Origin of the sequence: Sphingobium sp. LB126, assembly GCF_002795205.1 — a bacterium.
GTDB classification, from domain to species: Bacteria; Pseudomonadota; Alphaproteobacteria; order Sphingomonadales; family Sphingomonadaceae; genus Sphingobium; species Sphingobium chungbukense.
The window spans coordinates 618,368-631,393 of record NZ_NETV01000002.1 but is presented as its reverse complement, the minus strand read 5'-3'; the positions used below and the strand labels follow the sequence as shown (position 1 = coordinate 631,393).

General features: G+C 61.2%; 14 protein-coding genes. 7 read left to right on the top strand and 7 right to left on the bottom strand.

The window, feature by feature from the left end; all coding sequences use genetic code 11:
* Positions 1-50 precede the first annotated feature (50 nt).
* Both CAF53_RS19040 and CAF53_RS19035 read right to left on the bottom strand, forming a co-directional pair.
* Positions 51-479: a hypothetical protein gene (locus tag CAF53_RS19040; protein WP_100239217.1), complete on the bottom strand. Its 429-nt coding sequence runs from the start codon at positions 477-479 to the stop codon at positions 51-53.
* A gap of 57 nt (positions 480-536) precedes the next feature.
* Positions 537-1,457, bottom strand: a complete 921-nt coding sequence (locus CAF53_RS19035; protein ID WP_100239216.1) for a cupin domain-containing protein — start codon at positions 1,455-1,457, stop codon at positions 537-539.
* Positions 1,458-1,563: 106 nt separating this feature from the next.
* Between CAF53_RS19035 and CAF53_RS19030 the strand changes: the two genes are divergently transcribed.
* A complete protein-coding gene (locus CAF53_RS19030) occupies positions 1,564-2,883 on the top strand; it encodes an MFS transporter (RefSeq protein ID WP_100239215.1) in 1,320 nt (439 codons plus the stop codon).
* Here CAF53_RS19030 and CAF53_RS19025 read toward each other — a convergent pair.
* Positions 2,861-3,322 (bottom strand): hypothetical protein, encoded by a 462-nt coding sequence (locus CAF53_RS19025; protein WP_100239214.1) that lies wholly within the window; start codon positions 3,320-3,322, stop codon positions 2,861-2,863. The two genes, CAF53_RS19030 and CAF53_RS19025, sit on opposite strands and share 23 nt — an antisense overlap.
* Before the next feature lie 103 nt (positions 3,323-3,425).
* Here CAF53_RS19025 and CAF53_RS28275 point away from each other — a divergent pair, with 103 nt between their 5' ends.
* The 3 genes from CAF53_RS28275 (at position 3,426) to CAF53_RS19015 (ending at position 7,453) form a co-directional block, all read left to right on the top strand.
* Positions 3,426-3,887 carry a hypothetical protein gene (locus CAF53_RS28275; protein WP_242443522.1) on the top strand — a complete coding sequence of 154 codons (462 nt, stop codon included), beginning with the start codon at positions 3,426-3,428 and terminating at the stop codon, positions 3,885-3,887.
* Positions 3,860-4,375, top strand: coding sequence for a cupin domain-containing protein (locus tag CAF53_RS28270; protein ID WP_242443521.1), 516 nt, complete (start codon positions 3,860-3,862; stop codon positions 4,373-4,375). The genes CAF53_RS28275 and CAF53_RS28270 overlap by 28 nt, the downstream gene beginning before the upstream one ends.
* A gap of 114 nt (positions 4,376-4,489) precedes the next feature.
* Positions 4,490-7,453, top strand: coding sequence for a TonB-dependent receptor (locus CAF53_RS19015; RefSeq protein ID WP_100239213.1), 2,964 nt, complete (start codon positions 4,490-4,492; stop codon positions 7,451-7,453).
* An 81-nt stretch (positions 7,454-7,534) separates the two neighbouring features.
* Here the strand turns inward: CAF53_RS19015 and pncB are convergent, their stop codons facing one another.
* Entirely contained in the window at positions 7,535-8,839 is a 1,305-nt protein-coding gene (pncB, locus tag CAF53_RS19010; RefSeq protein WP_100239212.1) for a nicotinate phosphoribosyltransferase, read from the bottom strand.
* Positions 8,839-9,573 (bottom strand): NUDIX domain-containing protein, encoded by a 735-nt coding sequence (locus tag CAF53_RS19005; protein ID WP_100239211.1) that lies wholly within the window; start codon positions 9,571-9,573, stop codon positions 8,839-8,841. Before CAF53_RS19005 ends, pncB begins: the two co-directional genes overlap by 1 nt.
* Before the next feature lie 57 nt (positions 9,574-9,630).
* Between CAF53_RS19005 and CAF53_RS19000 the strand changes: the two genes are divergently transcribed.
* The 3 genes from CAF53_RS19000 to CAF53_RS28265 all read left to right on the top strand — a co-directional run bounded on the left by CAF53_RS19000 (position 9,631) and on the right by CAF53_RS28265 (position 12,068).
* Complete coding sequence (locus CAF53_RS19000; protein ID WP_100239210.1) at positions 9,631-10,224, top strand: cysteine hydrolase family protein; 594 nt, start codon at positions 9,631-9,633, stop codon at positions 10,222-10,224.
* A complete protein-coding gene (locus tag CAF53_RS18995; protein WP_100239209.1) occupies positions 10,221-11,195 on the top strand; it encodes a radical SAM protein in 975 nt (324 codons plus the stop codon). Before CAF53_RS19000 ends, CAF53_RS18995 begins: the two co-directional genes overlap by 4 nt.
* Before the next feature lie 525 nt (positions 11,196-11,720).
* Positions 11,721-12,068, top strand: coding sequence for a hypothetical protein (locus CAF53_RS28265; RefSeq protein WP_242443520.1), 348 nt, complete (start codon positions 11,721-11,723; stop codon positions 12,066-12,068).
* Between the two features lie 19 nt (positions 12,069-12,087).
* Here CAF53_RS28265 and CAF53_RS18985 read toward each other — a convergent pair whose 3' ends face one another.
* Both CAF53_RS18985 and CAF53_RS18980 read right to left on the bottom strand, forming a co-directional pair.
* Positions 12,088-12,615, bottom strand: a complete 528-nt coding sequence (locus tag CAF53_RS18985; protein WP_100239207.1) for an SRPBCC family protein — start codon at positions 12,613-12,615, stop codon at positions 12,088-12,090.
* On the bottom strand, positions 12,593-12,958 hold the full coding sequence (locus tag CAF53_RS18980) for a helix-turn-helix domain-containing protein (RefSeq protein ID WP_100239206.1): 366 nt from the start codon (positions 12,956-12,958) through the stop codon (positions 12,593-12,595). The genes CAF53_RS18985 and CAF53_RS18980 overlap by 23 nt, the downstream gene beginning before the upstream one ends.
* Positions 12,959-13,026 lie beyond the last annotated feature (68 nt).

Below are 13,026 nucleotides of genomic sequence, written 5' to 3'. Positions count from 1 at the left end.
TGGTCCTTTGATGAATGGGTTGCAGATAGAGGATGGGCGCTTGGGATGCGTCAGACGCTGTCGGTCAGCAGGACGAGATAATCCTTGTTGAGCACGGTATTCTCGATCAGCGGCCAGTTCTTTTCATGCACATCGGACCTGATCCAGACCTGCCGCTGCTCCTCACTCTCATAAGTGAGCTGGAAGCGGTAGTTGATGCTGGAGGCGGGGGCGGGGCCACCTTGAATCACGGACCGCAGTTTCAGCATCTTGAGGTCGATATAGCCGCGTCCGCGGAAGCTTTCGGCGGCGGGCTTGAAGTGATTGTGGAACGCATCCAGCATTTCCCGTTCGCGCGCCGGATCGACGGCGAGGTCGCAATAAAGGACGATGGGCTTGCGTGCGGGGGGCGTTGCGGCCTGCGCACCGGCACGGATCGTCCCCACGCTCGTGCCGATGCCCAGCAGGGCGAGACCTTTCAGCAAATGACGCCTGTTCATGGCTTTTTCTCCTCGTTGTGATGCCTCGCCACTGGCGGGGAAGTGCGTGGCCCGAGCTTATCGGCGTTGCTGGATGCGCGCGTCGGTCTCCGCACGGTAACGGGCCTTTGCCGCCAGATCGCGGGCGACACCGATGACCATCAGTTCAAGGGGTTGCCGGCCCGTCTGGCGGATCGCTCGCGCCTCTCCCAGATCGACGGGCACGGCATCGCCCGCCTTGATCGGAACCGTCTCCTCGCCCAACGACACTTCGCCGGAACCGGACATGATATAATAGACCTCGCTCATATCGGCCTGCGTCCGGCGACCCAGGCTTGATCCTGCGGGCAACAGGATATGGTCCACATAGGACCAGGGCGTGGAAAAGACGGTCGGGCCGAGGGCACGGCGATAGAGGACGGCACCCGCAGTATCGGGCAGAATGTTTGCCGCCGGCCTCAGAAGAGAGCGGTCCAGTCGCATCGTGATGAATTGCGGCACGGGATCGAGCGTCACGCCGGTGCGCGGGTCGCCCAGATCGAAATTATCGTAGTTCTTCGTCATGCCGACGTTGATGTTCAGCCATTGTAGGGGCTTGTCGGTCGGATTGTAGATGCCATGGGCATGACCCATGCGGTCAGGCACGCCGACGGGTCCGGCCAGAGGCGAAGTGCGGCCGTCGATCGTGAATTCCGCCTCGCCGTCGAGGATGACGAACATCTCCTCGCAATCATTGTGGAAATGCTGGCCGATGCCGCTTTTCGGCGCGATGGTGCCCCGGTGCAGGAAGATGAGGTTGGTGCTGAGCGCGTTCGCGCCGAGCAGCGGGCCGAATTGCATCGTGCCTGCGCCGCCATGCACGCCGGTCGCCACCCTCATGTGGTCGGGGTCGCTGCGGCCGATGCGGTCCGCCAGCGACGGCGCGGCCTGCGCGGCGGCGGCCATTGAAAAGGCCATCAGTGCTGCGACCAGTCCGGCGCGCGGCGAACCCCTGCTCATCCCATCCTCTCCGACGCTTGCTCTTGTCTGTTTATGCGCACATACATCCATCCCATCAAGAATCATATACTATATTGTTGATGGATCACTAAAGCGGAGGGATGTCATGAAGGGGACCGCACGTTCCAGGGTCAGGCTGGGTCTGATCTTTCTGTTGTTCATCATCAGCGCCATCGCCTTTCTCGATCGCACGAACATTTCGGTCGCGGGTGTCGAGATGCGGAAGGAATACGGCATCGACCAGATCGAGCTGGGCTGGGTCTTCAGCGCCTTCCTGATCGGCTATGCCTTGTTCCAGGTGCCGGCGGGCTGGCTTGCGGCGCGCTATGGTCCTCGCATCGTCCTGACCGGTGCGTTGCTCTGGTGGGGCCTGTTCACCGCGGCGACGGCGATCATCCATCCGGAGGGCCGCAGCGCGCTGCTGCTGCTGGCACTGACCCGCTTCGCGCTCGGCATTGGCGAATCGGTCGTCTATCCATGCGGCAACCAATTCCTGTCGCGCTGGATTCCCGCCCAGGAAAGGGGGAAGGCGAATGGATGGATATTCGCGGGCGTGGGCGCGGGTTCCGGCATCACGCCGCCGCTGATCACTGCCATCATCCTGTGGGGCGGCTGGCGCGCATCCTTCTATGTCTGCGCAGCCGTGGGCCTTGCCGCCGCCGCCATCTGGTACTTGCTGGCTCGGGACCGGCCGCAGGAGCATCCCTCCGTCAACGCCGCCGAACTGGCGCATATCGAGGCGGGCCTGCCGTCGGCCAAGGCGGTTTCCGCCGGGCCTATCCCATGGAGCACCATATTTTCCAGCCGCAACGTCTGGGGTCTGTTCATCAGCTATTTCGCGTTCGGCTATGTGATCTGGATCTTCTTCAGCTGGTTCTTCATCTATCTTGCCGAAGCGCGGCAGCTTGATGTCAAATCGAGCGCCGTCTTCTCCATGCTGCCTTTTCTGTGCATGACCTTCGGCTGTCTCCTCGGCGGCGTCATCAACGACCGGGTGTCTGCGCGTTACGGCCTCTACTGGGGCCGTTCCGGCCTTGGCATCCTGTCCTTCATCCTCACCGGCCTGTTTCTGGCCAGCGGATCGATGGTCGACAATGCGCCGCTCGCCGTGCTGATCCTGGCTGGGGGCGCGGGCGCGATCTACCTCTCGCAAAGCTCCTTCTGGTCGGTAACGGCTGACATTGCCGGCCCGCATAGCGGCGTCGTGTCCGGCTTCATGAACATGGGCTGCCAGATCGGCGGGGCGCTGACCTCCACGTTGACGCCGATGATCGCCGCGCAATTCGGCTGGACCGCCGCTTTCGTCGCTGGTGCGGCGGTGGTGTTGACAGGGGTGCTCGCCTGGATGGTGGTCGATCCGAACCGGCTGCTTGAACAGCCGGTGGACGAGGGCGGCATGACGCCTATTGGCGGCGCGACAGCCTGACGGTCAGGGGCTTGCGCCCCTCAAGGTCGAAGAAGGTGGTGCCGAAAGGGGTGCGGCGGACGTGAATCTCAGCGCCCACCGATGGCGGCGGCCCCACCGTTGTCGTGTCGTAGGCGGTGCCATCCTCCAGCTCCAACCGGTAATAGCCGTGACGCAGAGGGATCGCCGTCTTCAACCGGCTGTCGAAATCGGTGCGGCTTTTGAGAGCGTCGTGGTGATCCTGATAGCCATCGATCGTAGCCGCCGACGCGGCACTCGCAGGGGTGGGAAGGGGAATCGGTCGACTGTCCGGTGCGGCGCGCCCCGACTGCCTGTCATAACAGGCGAGGCGCGCGGAGGGTTCGTCTATGCGTGCGCACCGGTCATCCTGGGCATGAGCGACATGATGTGGAAACAACGCGATCGTGCCGGTCACGGCCAGTTTCCATATGCTTTTCACGCCCTTCTCCTTTTTCCCGTCATAATTTGTTTGACTAATGCTCTCATATCATATCCTATATGATAAATTACAAGACACAAAAGTCTGCTCGAGGGGAGGATTGATGGTGCTCATCAAGGCCGCATTCTGTCTGTGTTCGCCTGCTTTACTCATATGGGGCGCCGCTGCGCAGACGGCGTCGCCCTCCGGGCCGCCGGCCCGTCCTCCCATGGAAAGCGCCTGGTCGCCCAAGCGGACGCCGCCGCGTGCTTACGAGGCGCCGAACCGTTCCTGGTGGAAACTCGCCGACATTCTTGCGGTGCACAAAGGCCAGAAAAGCTGGATACATCCGATTGTCCGCAACCATAATCTGGAGGCCGACTGGCACCAGATGGCGGCCGGCCAACGAACCGAACCGTTGATGTACGCCGACAATGCCACGGCACTGATCATATGGGGCGGGCAGCTTCGCGTGAGCATCAAGGGGCAGGAGCCGTTCGTCGCGGTCAAGGGGGGGAGGTCCATATCCCCTATCGGTTACCCTTCACGCTGGAGAGTGTGGGGGATGAACCGGCGCTGTGGCTAGAGGTGCATGGCGCGGGCGACGTGCCGCTCTATCTCACCGCGACGACGCCGGACAAACCCAGGGATGTACCGGGCTTCACCTATGTGAAGGCTGCCCTGATGGGCGGGGACGGCCGTTATGGCCCGGCCGATCGCCCTTATCTCGACTATTACAAGGATGTGGTGAACGGCGGGGAGCGGGCCGGTGCGTTCATCGCCGGCGATCATATGTTCGTGAACAATATCCGGGGGCCTGCGACGAAGACGCCGCCCGCGAGCGATCTAGGCCATTTCCATTTCGGCTATGACGAATTCTGGTTCGTCATGGAAGGCAAGATTGATTATCAGATCGAGGGTATCCCCTTCTTCACGGCGTCGCCCGGCGATGTGGTGACCGCTGCGCAAGGCCGTTGGCACAGGGCCAGCTTCGGCGGACAGCCGGGCCAGATGGCCACGCGGGTCGCCATCAATCCCTATCCGCGCGGACTGCACAGCTTCCAACCGCACTGATCCAGCATTCCGCGGAATGCATACCGACCCCGGAGCGAGATTCAGCCTCCGGGATGCCATAAATTTAATGAAAAATCCTATAGTATATGATCACTATATAAAGGGAGAGGAACGATGTTGGGAGATATTCTGCCCGCAAGGTTGAACAGTTCGCTTATTGCCATCGCCGCCGTGATGGTGGCCGGCCAGCCGGTACTCGCTCAGGACAACCCCACGATCGCGTCGCCACGCAGCGCGCAACCCGTTACCGATACCGACATCGTCGTCACCGGTTCCGCCATTCGCGGCGTCGCGCCGGTCGGGTCGAACCTGATTTCCGTCGGCCAGGACACGATCGAGAAGACCGCCCCGGTCAACGTGTCGCAGCTCGTGAACACCGTACCGTCCATTTCCACCGCCGGTTCGGTAGCGCAGGGTGAGAATGCCTATTCCTATTATTCGCCCCAGATCCACAGCCTCGCGGGCTCTTCGTCCAATACCACGCTGGTGATCCTCGATGGTCTGCGCCTGCCCGGCGGCGGCACGCAATTCGCCCAGACCGACCCCAATATCATCCCGGTAAGCGCGATCCAGCGGGTCGAGGTTCTCGCCGACGGCGCATCGTCCGTGTACGGTTCCGACGCGGTCGCTGGCGTGGTCAACTTCATCACCCGGCGGACTTTCGACGGTTTCGAGGCGAATGTGCAGGCGGGCTTTGCCGACAGCTATCACAATAAGAATTTCAACTTCATCTGGGGCAAGAAGTGGGACACGGGCGGCGTCTATGTCGCCGGTTCCTATTCCGACCAGTCGGAACTGAAGAACAAGGACCGCGGTTTTTCCAGCCTGGGCGATTACCGTCCGGTCGGCGGCACCAACACGAACAGCTATCAGTGCAGCCCCGCGACCATCATCGCACCAGGTGTGAGCGGTGTGTTCCTGTCGCCCAGTGCGACCACGACCGTCGCCAATACGCAGGCCAATGCGCCGTGCAATAATTCGGTCTACGCCAATCTGCTGCCGTCGCAGTTCCGCGCAAATGCGATGATCAAGGTCACGAACGATTTTTCGGACAAGTTCACCGTCACGGCGATGCTGAATTATAACCGCCAGGAAACGCATAATGCCTCAGGCCCAGGCGGCCTGACCAATGCGACCGTCTTCGGTCCCGGATCGGGCCGTGGTGGACAGATCAATCCCTTCTATCAGGCTCCCGCCGGAGCGCCCGGCGCTACCCAGCAGACGGTCACCTGGCTTGCCCTGCTGCCCGACGGCAATTATGGCGAACAGGAATCGCAATCGGATTCGATCTATTCGACGGCGGTTGCCGAATATCATGTCAATGACGACTGGACGCTGACGTTCAGCGATGCCTTCGGCTGGAACCGTTCGGCGCTCAATACCGTCAACGGCTTCTGCTCGGCCTGCGCCCTGCTGGCGCTGAACGGCACCGCGCAGCTCAGCGGCAGCACCACGGCGACGGACATTCCAGGCCAGAATGTCATCGCCCTCAACCTGCCTCTGACAGCGGCCAATGCGCTCGACGTCTGGAGAGCGTTCGACGGCACCAACCGCAGTTCGGAAGCCGTCATCCGCTCGCTTTATCGGAACAACAGCGAGAATACGAACTACAACACGTTCAACCAGATGAAGCTGGACCTCAACGGATCGCTGTTCAATCTTCCCGCAGGCAAACTCAAGATCGCGGTCGGCGGCGAATATCTCTGGTATGAACAGACGCAGAAGATCACAGGCTCCAACAATACCGGACCGACCACCACAGGCTCAAACTTCCGCGTCTATAATTACAAGCGCGATGTGAAGTCGCTCTATGCCGAACTTTATATTCCGGTCATCTCTCCGGATATGGGCGTACCGCTGGTCCATAGCTTCGATCTCAGCATCTCCGGCCGCTACGACAGCTACAGCGATGTCGGCTCGACCACCAATCCGAAGTTCGCAGCGAACTGGGAGCCGGTGGAAGGCGTCAAGTTGCGCGGCAACTATTCCCGTGCCTTCGTGGCGCCGCCGACAGCGGTCATCGGCGATCCGACCCAGGGTTATCTCTATGCATCGGGCAGCGTGGGCGTGAACGGTACGCAGATCGCCGTGCCGATCGCCAATTATCCCGACGTGGTGAATATTCCCGGCGTCCAGTGCAATAGCACGACCTGCACCATCGGCACGCCCGCGATCCAGGGGATGCGCCGGCAGCTTGGCGGCGGCTTTTCCAACATGACCCCGCAAAAGGGACGGAGCTGGTCCGCGGGCATCGATCTTGCACCGCGCTTCCTGCCTGGTTTCACCGCCGCCTTCACCTATTTCCACAACAAGTTCATCGGAGGCGTCTCCTCGCCCAGCCCGAGCGCGATCGTGAACTCGGCGGGGCTGCGCAATCTGCTGACCATTTGTCCGCAAACCTGTTCGCAGGCACAGATCGATGAATTCGCCAACATCGCCAATGGCGCGACAGTCTCCGGCGCGATCCCACCGCAGGTCTATTTCCTGATCGACCAGAGCAGCCGCAACGCACTCAACCTGACGGTCGAAGGTATTGACGGCCAGTTCAGTTACCGTTCCGACATCGGTGAACTGGGCAGCTTCGTCATCGGCACCGGATTCACCTATTTCACGAAGTTCCGGCAGAATTTCGGTGGCGGCACGGAATTCAGTATTCTCAATACATCCGGTTACAACACCACCTTCCCGTCGGTCCAGTTCAAGAACCGCGCGCAGTTCGGTTGGACAAAGGGTGGATTGTCAGCCGATCTGTTCTGGAATCATACCGGGTCCTACCACAACTGGATCAGCACGTCGGTCATACCGATCACGGTCAATTCTATCGGCAATCCGGTCGGCGGCGGCGACAAGGTGAAGGCCAACGACCTGTTCGACCTGCATCTGCAATATGAATTCCAGGGCGACAGCTTCGCCAGGGGGTGGCAGGTCTATATCGACGCCCAGAACATCTTCGACAAGAATCCGCCCTTCTACAACGGCAACACCAACGGCATTTTGGGCGGCGCATGGGGCTATAACGGCTTTGTGTCGAACCCGATCGGCCGCATGGTGTCGGTGGGCCTGCGCGTCCGTATGTGACCTGATCGACGGGCCTGCTCCCTTACGGAGCAGGCCCGCGCATCAGCGACAGTTTTTCGTGCCCTTGATGGCCGATTGCCCTCAGACCTTGACCGGCTCGGCATTTCTGTCCGCATTCCCGAAAATGCGGATATAGCGTGCGATTTCTTCCGCGGTCCCGGTCGCCTTTTCCGGATTGTCGGACAGCTTCACCGCCGGACGACCATTGGCGCTGATCACCTTGCACACGAGCGAGATCGGTTCGAGGCCGGGTAGGCCCTCCGGGTCGCAACCGTGAAAGTCGTTGGTGAGATTGGTGCCCCAGCCGAAACTCAGGCGAACCCGGCCGTGGAAATGGCGATAGGTGGCCTCGATCGAGTCCACATCCATGCCATCCGAGAAGATCAGCAGCTTCTCCTTTGGGTCGCGGCCATGCGCACGCCACCACTGGATGATCTGTTCACCCGAGGCGATGGGCGGAGCGCTGTCGGGGCGGAAGCCGGTCCAGTCGGCGATCCAATCTGGAGCGTGGCGCAGGAAGGCGGTCGTGCCAAAGGCGTCGGGCAGCGCGATCAGCAGGTTGCCGCCATAGGCATGCCGCCACTCATCGAGCACGGCATAGGGGGCCGCCGCCAGTGCCGCATCGTCCTTTGCCAGCGCGGCGGCGACCATCGGCAATTCATGAGCGTTGGTTCCGATCGCCTCCAGGTCGCTATCCATCGCCAGCAGCACGTTGGACGTCCCGATGAAGCGCGGCCCGAGCCCTTCCTTGAGCGCCTCCACACACCAGCGCTGCCACAGGAACCCGTGCCGTCGGCGCGTGCCGAAATCGGAAAGGGCAAGGTCGGGGAGGGCGCGCAGCCGTTCCACTTTGTTCCAGAGCGCAGCCTTGGCACGGGCGTAGAGCACGTCCAGGGTGAAGCGACCCTTGCCGCGCAGCGCAGCGCGCGCCCTTAGTTCATTGACGATCGACAGGGCGGGAATTTCCCACATGGTCGTATGCGTCCAGGGGCCCGCGAACAGCAGTTCGAACTGGCCGTCGACCCTGCGCAACTCATATGGGGGCAACTGGAAGTGGGCGAGCCAGGCGAGGAAATCGGGCTCGAACATCCGTGTCTCGCCGTAGAAGCTATTGCCCGCAAGCCAGATCAGTTCCTTCTTGCCCAGCCGCAATGTGCGCGCATGATCGAGTTGCGCGCGCAGTTCACCCTCGTCGACGACATCGGCGAGGCGAACCGACCTGGTCCGGTTGATCAACGCGAAAGTGGCGTGCGTGTCGCGGTGCCGCCGCCATATCAGCTGTAGCATGAGCAGTTTGTAGAAATCGGTGTCGAGCAGGCTCCGCACGATCGGGTCGAGCCGCCAGCTATGATTATAGGTGCGCGCCGCGATGTCGGTGTAAACCATCAATGGCTCCGGGATGAGGGACGGTCTGGACCGGCGAGGGAGAATAGTTCGGCGGGGCGGTGCGATGCATCCTCCTCGCGCATGCCTGTCGCTACCAGCCGGCCGCGATCGAGCATGCGGCGGCGGAATGCGGGTTTGTTGAGCGTCGTGCCGAGCACCGCCTCATGCACGTCCTGCAATGCCCGCAGGGTGAACCGATCCGGCAGCAAGGCAAAGGCGATATCCGAATAGTCGATCTTGCCGCGCAATCGGTCGCGCGCCAGCGCCAGGATATGCTGGTGATCGAATGCGAGTGGCAATGGTTTTCCGTCCTCGCTCACCGCCTCGGCTGCCTCACCTTCTAGCGCGGCGACCGTCACTCGTCCGCCACCCGCAGCCGCGGCAATGCGATCTTCGCGCAGCAAGGCGAGATAGGCGATGGTGATCACCCGCATGCGCGGATCGCGATCCACTGCTCCAAAAGTATAGAGTTGTTCCAGATGCGCTTCATCCAGCCCCGCCTTGTCGTGGAGCAGGCGCGCTGCGGCGGCGTCCAGGCTTTCATCCATCGCGACGAAGCCTCCCGGCAACGCCCAATAGCCGGCCTGCGGCGCTTGGTCGCGCCTGACGAGCAGCGCCGACAATCGCCCACGATGCATGCCCAGCAGCACGAGGTCGACCGTGATCGACGGGCGGTCATAGGCCGTCGGGTCATATTCTTTCAGAAATGCGGCATCACCACTTATATCCGTCATGCGCTTTACTTATATTCATATTGCGATTATGTCAATGCCGACATCGGAGAGTCGGATATGAAGCGCTTTGTCGTGGTGGTGGATACGCAGGCCGATTTCATGCGGGCGGATGGCGCACTCTCCATCGCCGGCGCCGAAATGCTGATCGAGCCGATGCGCGCCTGGCTTGCTGCGTTCGAGTCAGGGGAGGTGGAGGGGGTGTTGTTCACCTTCGACACTCATTCCGCCGAGGCTTATTCCGGTTCGGCGGAGGCGGAACAGTTTCCACTCCATTGCGTGCGCGACACGCCCGGATGGGCGAACGTCCTCGATCCCGACGCGCTCGATCCGGCAATCCCGGTTTACCGTCTCGAAAAGGGCGTGTTCGACATGTGGGCGGAGCCGGATCGCGTGATCGAAGCGGCCGCCACGGGCGGCAAGATTGCGCGTGACGCATTCTTCGATACGCTGATGACGGCAGGGGTAAGGGACGTGGCGGTGATCGGCGTCGCCGCCGATTATTGCGTGCGCTGGGCGATCGACGGCCTGGTCGCACGCGGCTTTGCCGTCCAGGTGCCGGAAGGACTGAGTTGCGGCATCGCCCGGTCGATCGAGCAGGTCATTGAAGCCGACTTCGCCGGCAAACCGGTCGGGCTGGAGGAGGGGATATGATCATCCTGTGGCGCGTGTCGAACCACTGCAATCTCGCTTGCCCATTCTGTGCCTATGACAAGCGTCTGGGCATCGCGCGCGAAGAGGCCGATCCGGTGCAGGTTGCGCGGTTCATTGATCTGCTGGGCGCGTGGAGGCGGGAATATGGGCGGGAGGTTTTGCTGAGTTGGCTTGGCGGCGAGCCATTATTGTGGACGCCGCGCGACAAACTGGACGAGCGGGCCGCGCAACAGGGTGTCGGGCTCAGTCTCACGACCAACGGTACGCGACTGTGTTCTCCGCGTGTCCGTGCGCAACTGGTGAGACATTATCGCGAGATTACCGTCAGCGTCGACGGCGTGGCCGACTTCCACGATGCGATGCGCGGCTGGTGGGGTGCGTTCGACAAGCTTTCGCAGACCCTGCCGGCATTGGTGGCCGAACGGGATGCAGCGGGTGCTCGGCTGAAGGTGCGCGTGAATGTGGTGTTGATGCGCGACAATATCGCGGCATTCCCGGCTCTGTGCCGCGTTCTCGCCGGCTGGGGAGTCGATGAAATCAGCTTCAATCAATTGGGTGGGCGGGACCGGCCCGAATTCTACCCTGGCCATCGCCTCCGTCCCGACGATGTCGCTCTGCTGACCAGGCTGGTGCCGCCGCTGCGTACGGAACTTCACCGCGTCGGCACGGTCCTCGTCGGAGGGACGAGTTATCTCCAACGGATCGCGGATACGGTGGCTGGGCGATCGCTCCCCATCGCCGATTGCCGGGTGGCGGAAACCTTCTTGTTCATCGATGAGGCTGGACGCATCGCGCCATGCAGTTTCATTCCGGACCATTTCGACATTTCGATCGATGATCTTCACGATCCGGGAGATCTGGACGCCTTGCCACGGCAATTGAGGATGCATCAACGTGCTCATCCGGCCGGGGACTGCGCCGATTGTCCGAGCACTCAACAATTTGAGAAGTTCGAACCGCTGGCGGCGTGACGCCCGACCGCTGCGATATGATCGACCTGGCATGTTCGGCCGTCGCTGAAGATTGACCATGAAGGCGATTAAGTGCCTCCCGTGTCACTTTACCATCGTTTCACGGTAAAGTGACACGGGAGGTTGAACGAAGAGAGGTGTCGCAGCAACCTGAAGGTTTCCTACATGATTTGGGTATCTGCCTAGGCCTGAGATTGCGGCCCACTGGTAAAGTGACACTTGGGTTTTATCTGTTGCGCAGGAAAGGAAAGGGATTCACACCGACTCAGTATATGCTAGATTCCTGATATGTTCTATCAGGCCGATCTCTTCGAACAATCGCGTTGCCAGGCGCGTTCACAACCACATTCACCCGCGCGGCCGACACGGATCACAGCGCCGCTGACCAGCTTGGCGGAGTTGGTGGATCGGATTTCCGCTATCAGCAGGCGACCACGATACGCGCTTCTGGTGTTGGATTTGATAGCACGGCAGGCGGGCACGGATGGAAGAGTTGGACCGCATGTCCCAACCGACCAGGGGAGGGTGGCTGTGCGCGATTGGCTATGTTCTGCGCTCTCTCCTCTGGCGAAGCGCGATTGCCGCCGTCTGGCACTTATAGAGGCGGTCAGGTCCGAAGTGACGTCGAAAGCGGGCGAGGCAGCCGATCCTCATGATCTGGAACGGGAAATCGACGCGCAGTTGCAAGCCCGGATCACCCGATCGGGGCGGACGAGCGTAAGCCGGGCGGTGTCCGATCTTGTCAAGGCTGACCTGCTCAGAAGGCACTATCAGGGCTATCGGGTCGACCATCCCAATCGCGGTGCTCAACGGGAGGCGGTATATACGATCACAGAAGAGGCAAGGCGGATATTGTCGCGCGAAGGCCGGTAGAATCCGGCCGCCGCAACCATCATGCCTGCGATTCGCCCATATCGCCGATCGCGAGAAGCTCGTCCAATTGCGCGAACGTCTCGCCGAACCCACTCGTGCCGCCGGAAGCTATGGCCTCATCGCAGGCCTCCTTCGACGGATAGAGATCGTGCATGACGACCAGTGTCCGGCCATCCCTTTCTTCAAAGGTCACCGTGGTAACGGCCCCGTTTTCGCCGCCTTCATCATTGGTCCAGACGAGACGGGAATATGGGGAGACTTCGATATATCTTCCGAAGAATTCCATCGGTTCTTCCGATGCCGCGTGCCCAAATATGAAGCGATATGCGCCCCCGGTGCGGACATCGGCCTCGCAGGAAATGAAGGACACGCCAAACGACTTTGGTGCCCACCAGCGTTTGAGCAATTCAGGTTTGGTCCAGGCCTCGAACAGGATGTTGGGTGGGGCGTTGAAGGTCCGTCTGACGATCAGTTCGCGCTCGGACTTTCGTTCTACCGTTATAGGGTTCCTCTCAGGGATGGGATCACCCTGTCCTTTGGCGTCCATCGACCTTCTCCTTCTGTTTCAGTTCCTCGACAAGCTTGTCCAACTCGTCGAAGCGTGAAGCCCACCGCTGGCGATATTCTTCGATCCAGGCCATCTCTTCGGCCAGCCGCCGCGGGCCGAGCTTGCACGTCCTCACGCGCCCAATCTTCTCCGTGACCACGAATCCGGTTTGCTCCAGGATGCCGACATGCTTCTGCATGCCCGTGAGTGTCATGTGGAACTTCGTGGCCAGGTCCGTGATCGAAGAGTCCGCATGCCCAAGCTGTTCGAGAACGCCGCGTCGGGTGGCATCCGACAGGGCTGCGAAAGAGGCGTCCAGCCGAGCCGAAGGAAGATGAACCATATGGTTCAGTATTACCGCGCGGATCGACGATGTGCAAGGGGAAAGCCGTGGAAGTGGTCGTCTCCTAA

Bases quoted from the DNA above. Each gene is read 5' to 3' on its own strand.
- CAF53_RS19040 (WP_100239217.1), bottom strand. From the start codon at position 479: ATGAACAGGCGTCATTTGCTGAAAGGTCTCGCCCTGCTGGGCATCGGC.
- CAF53_RS19035 (WP_100239216.1), bottom strand. From the start codon at position 1,457: ATGAGCAGGGGTTCGCCGCGCGCCGGACTGGTCGCAGCACTGATGGCC.
- CAF53_RS19030 (WP_100239215.1), top strand. From the start codon at position 1,564: ATGAAGGGGACCGCACGTTCCAGGGTCAGGCTGGGTCTGATCTTTCTG.
- CAF53_RS28275 (WP_242443522.1), top strand. From the start codon at position 3,426: ATGGTGCTCATCAAGGCCGCATTCTGTCTGTGTTCGCCTGCTTTACTC.
- CAF53_RS19015 (WP_100239213.1), top strand. From the start codon at position 4,490: ATGTTGGGAGATATTCTGCCCGCAAGGTTGAACAGTTCGCTTATTGCC.
- pncB (WP_100239212.1), bottom strand. From the start codon at position 8,839: ATGGTTTACACCGACATCGCGGCGCGCACCTATAATCATAGCTGGCGG.
- CAF53_RS19005 (WP_100239211.1), bottom strand. From the start codon at position 9,573: ATGACGGATATAAGTGGTGATGCCGCATTTCTGAAAGAATATGACCCG.
- CAF53_RS19000 (WP_100239210.1), top strand. From the start codon at position 9,631: ATGAAGCGCTTTGTCGTGGTGGTGGATACGCAGGCCGATTTCATGCGG.
- CAF53_RS18995 (WP_100239209.1), top strand. From the start codon at position 10,221: ATGATCATCCTGTGGCGCGTGTCGAACCACTGCAATCTCGCTTGCCCA.
- CAF53_RS18985 (WP_100239207.1), bottom strand. From the start codon at position 12,615: ATGGACGCCAAAGGACAGGGTGATCCCATCCCTGAGAGGAACCCTATA.
- CAF53_RS18980 (WP_100239206.1), bottom strand. From the start codon at position 12,958: ATGGTTCATCTTCCTTCGGCTCGGCTGGACGCCTCTTTCGCAGCCCTG.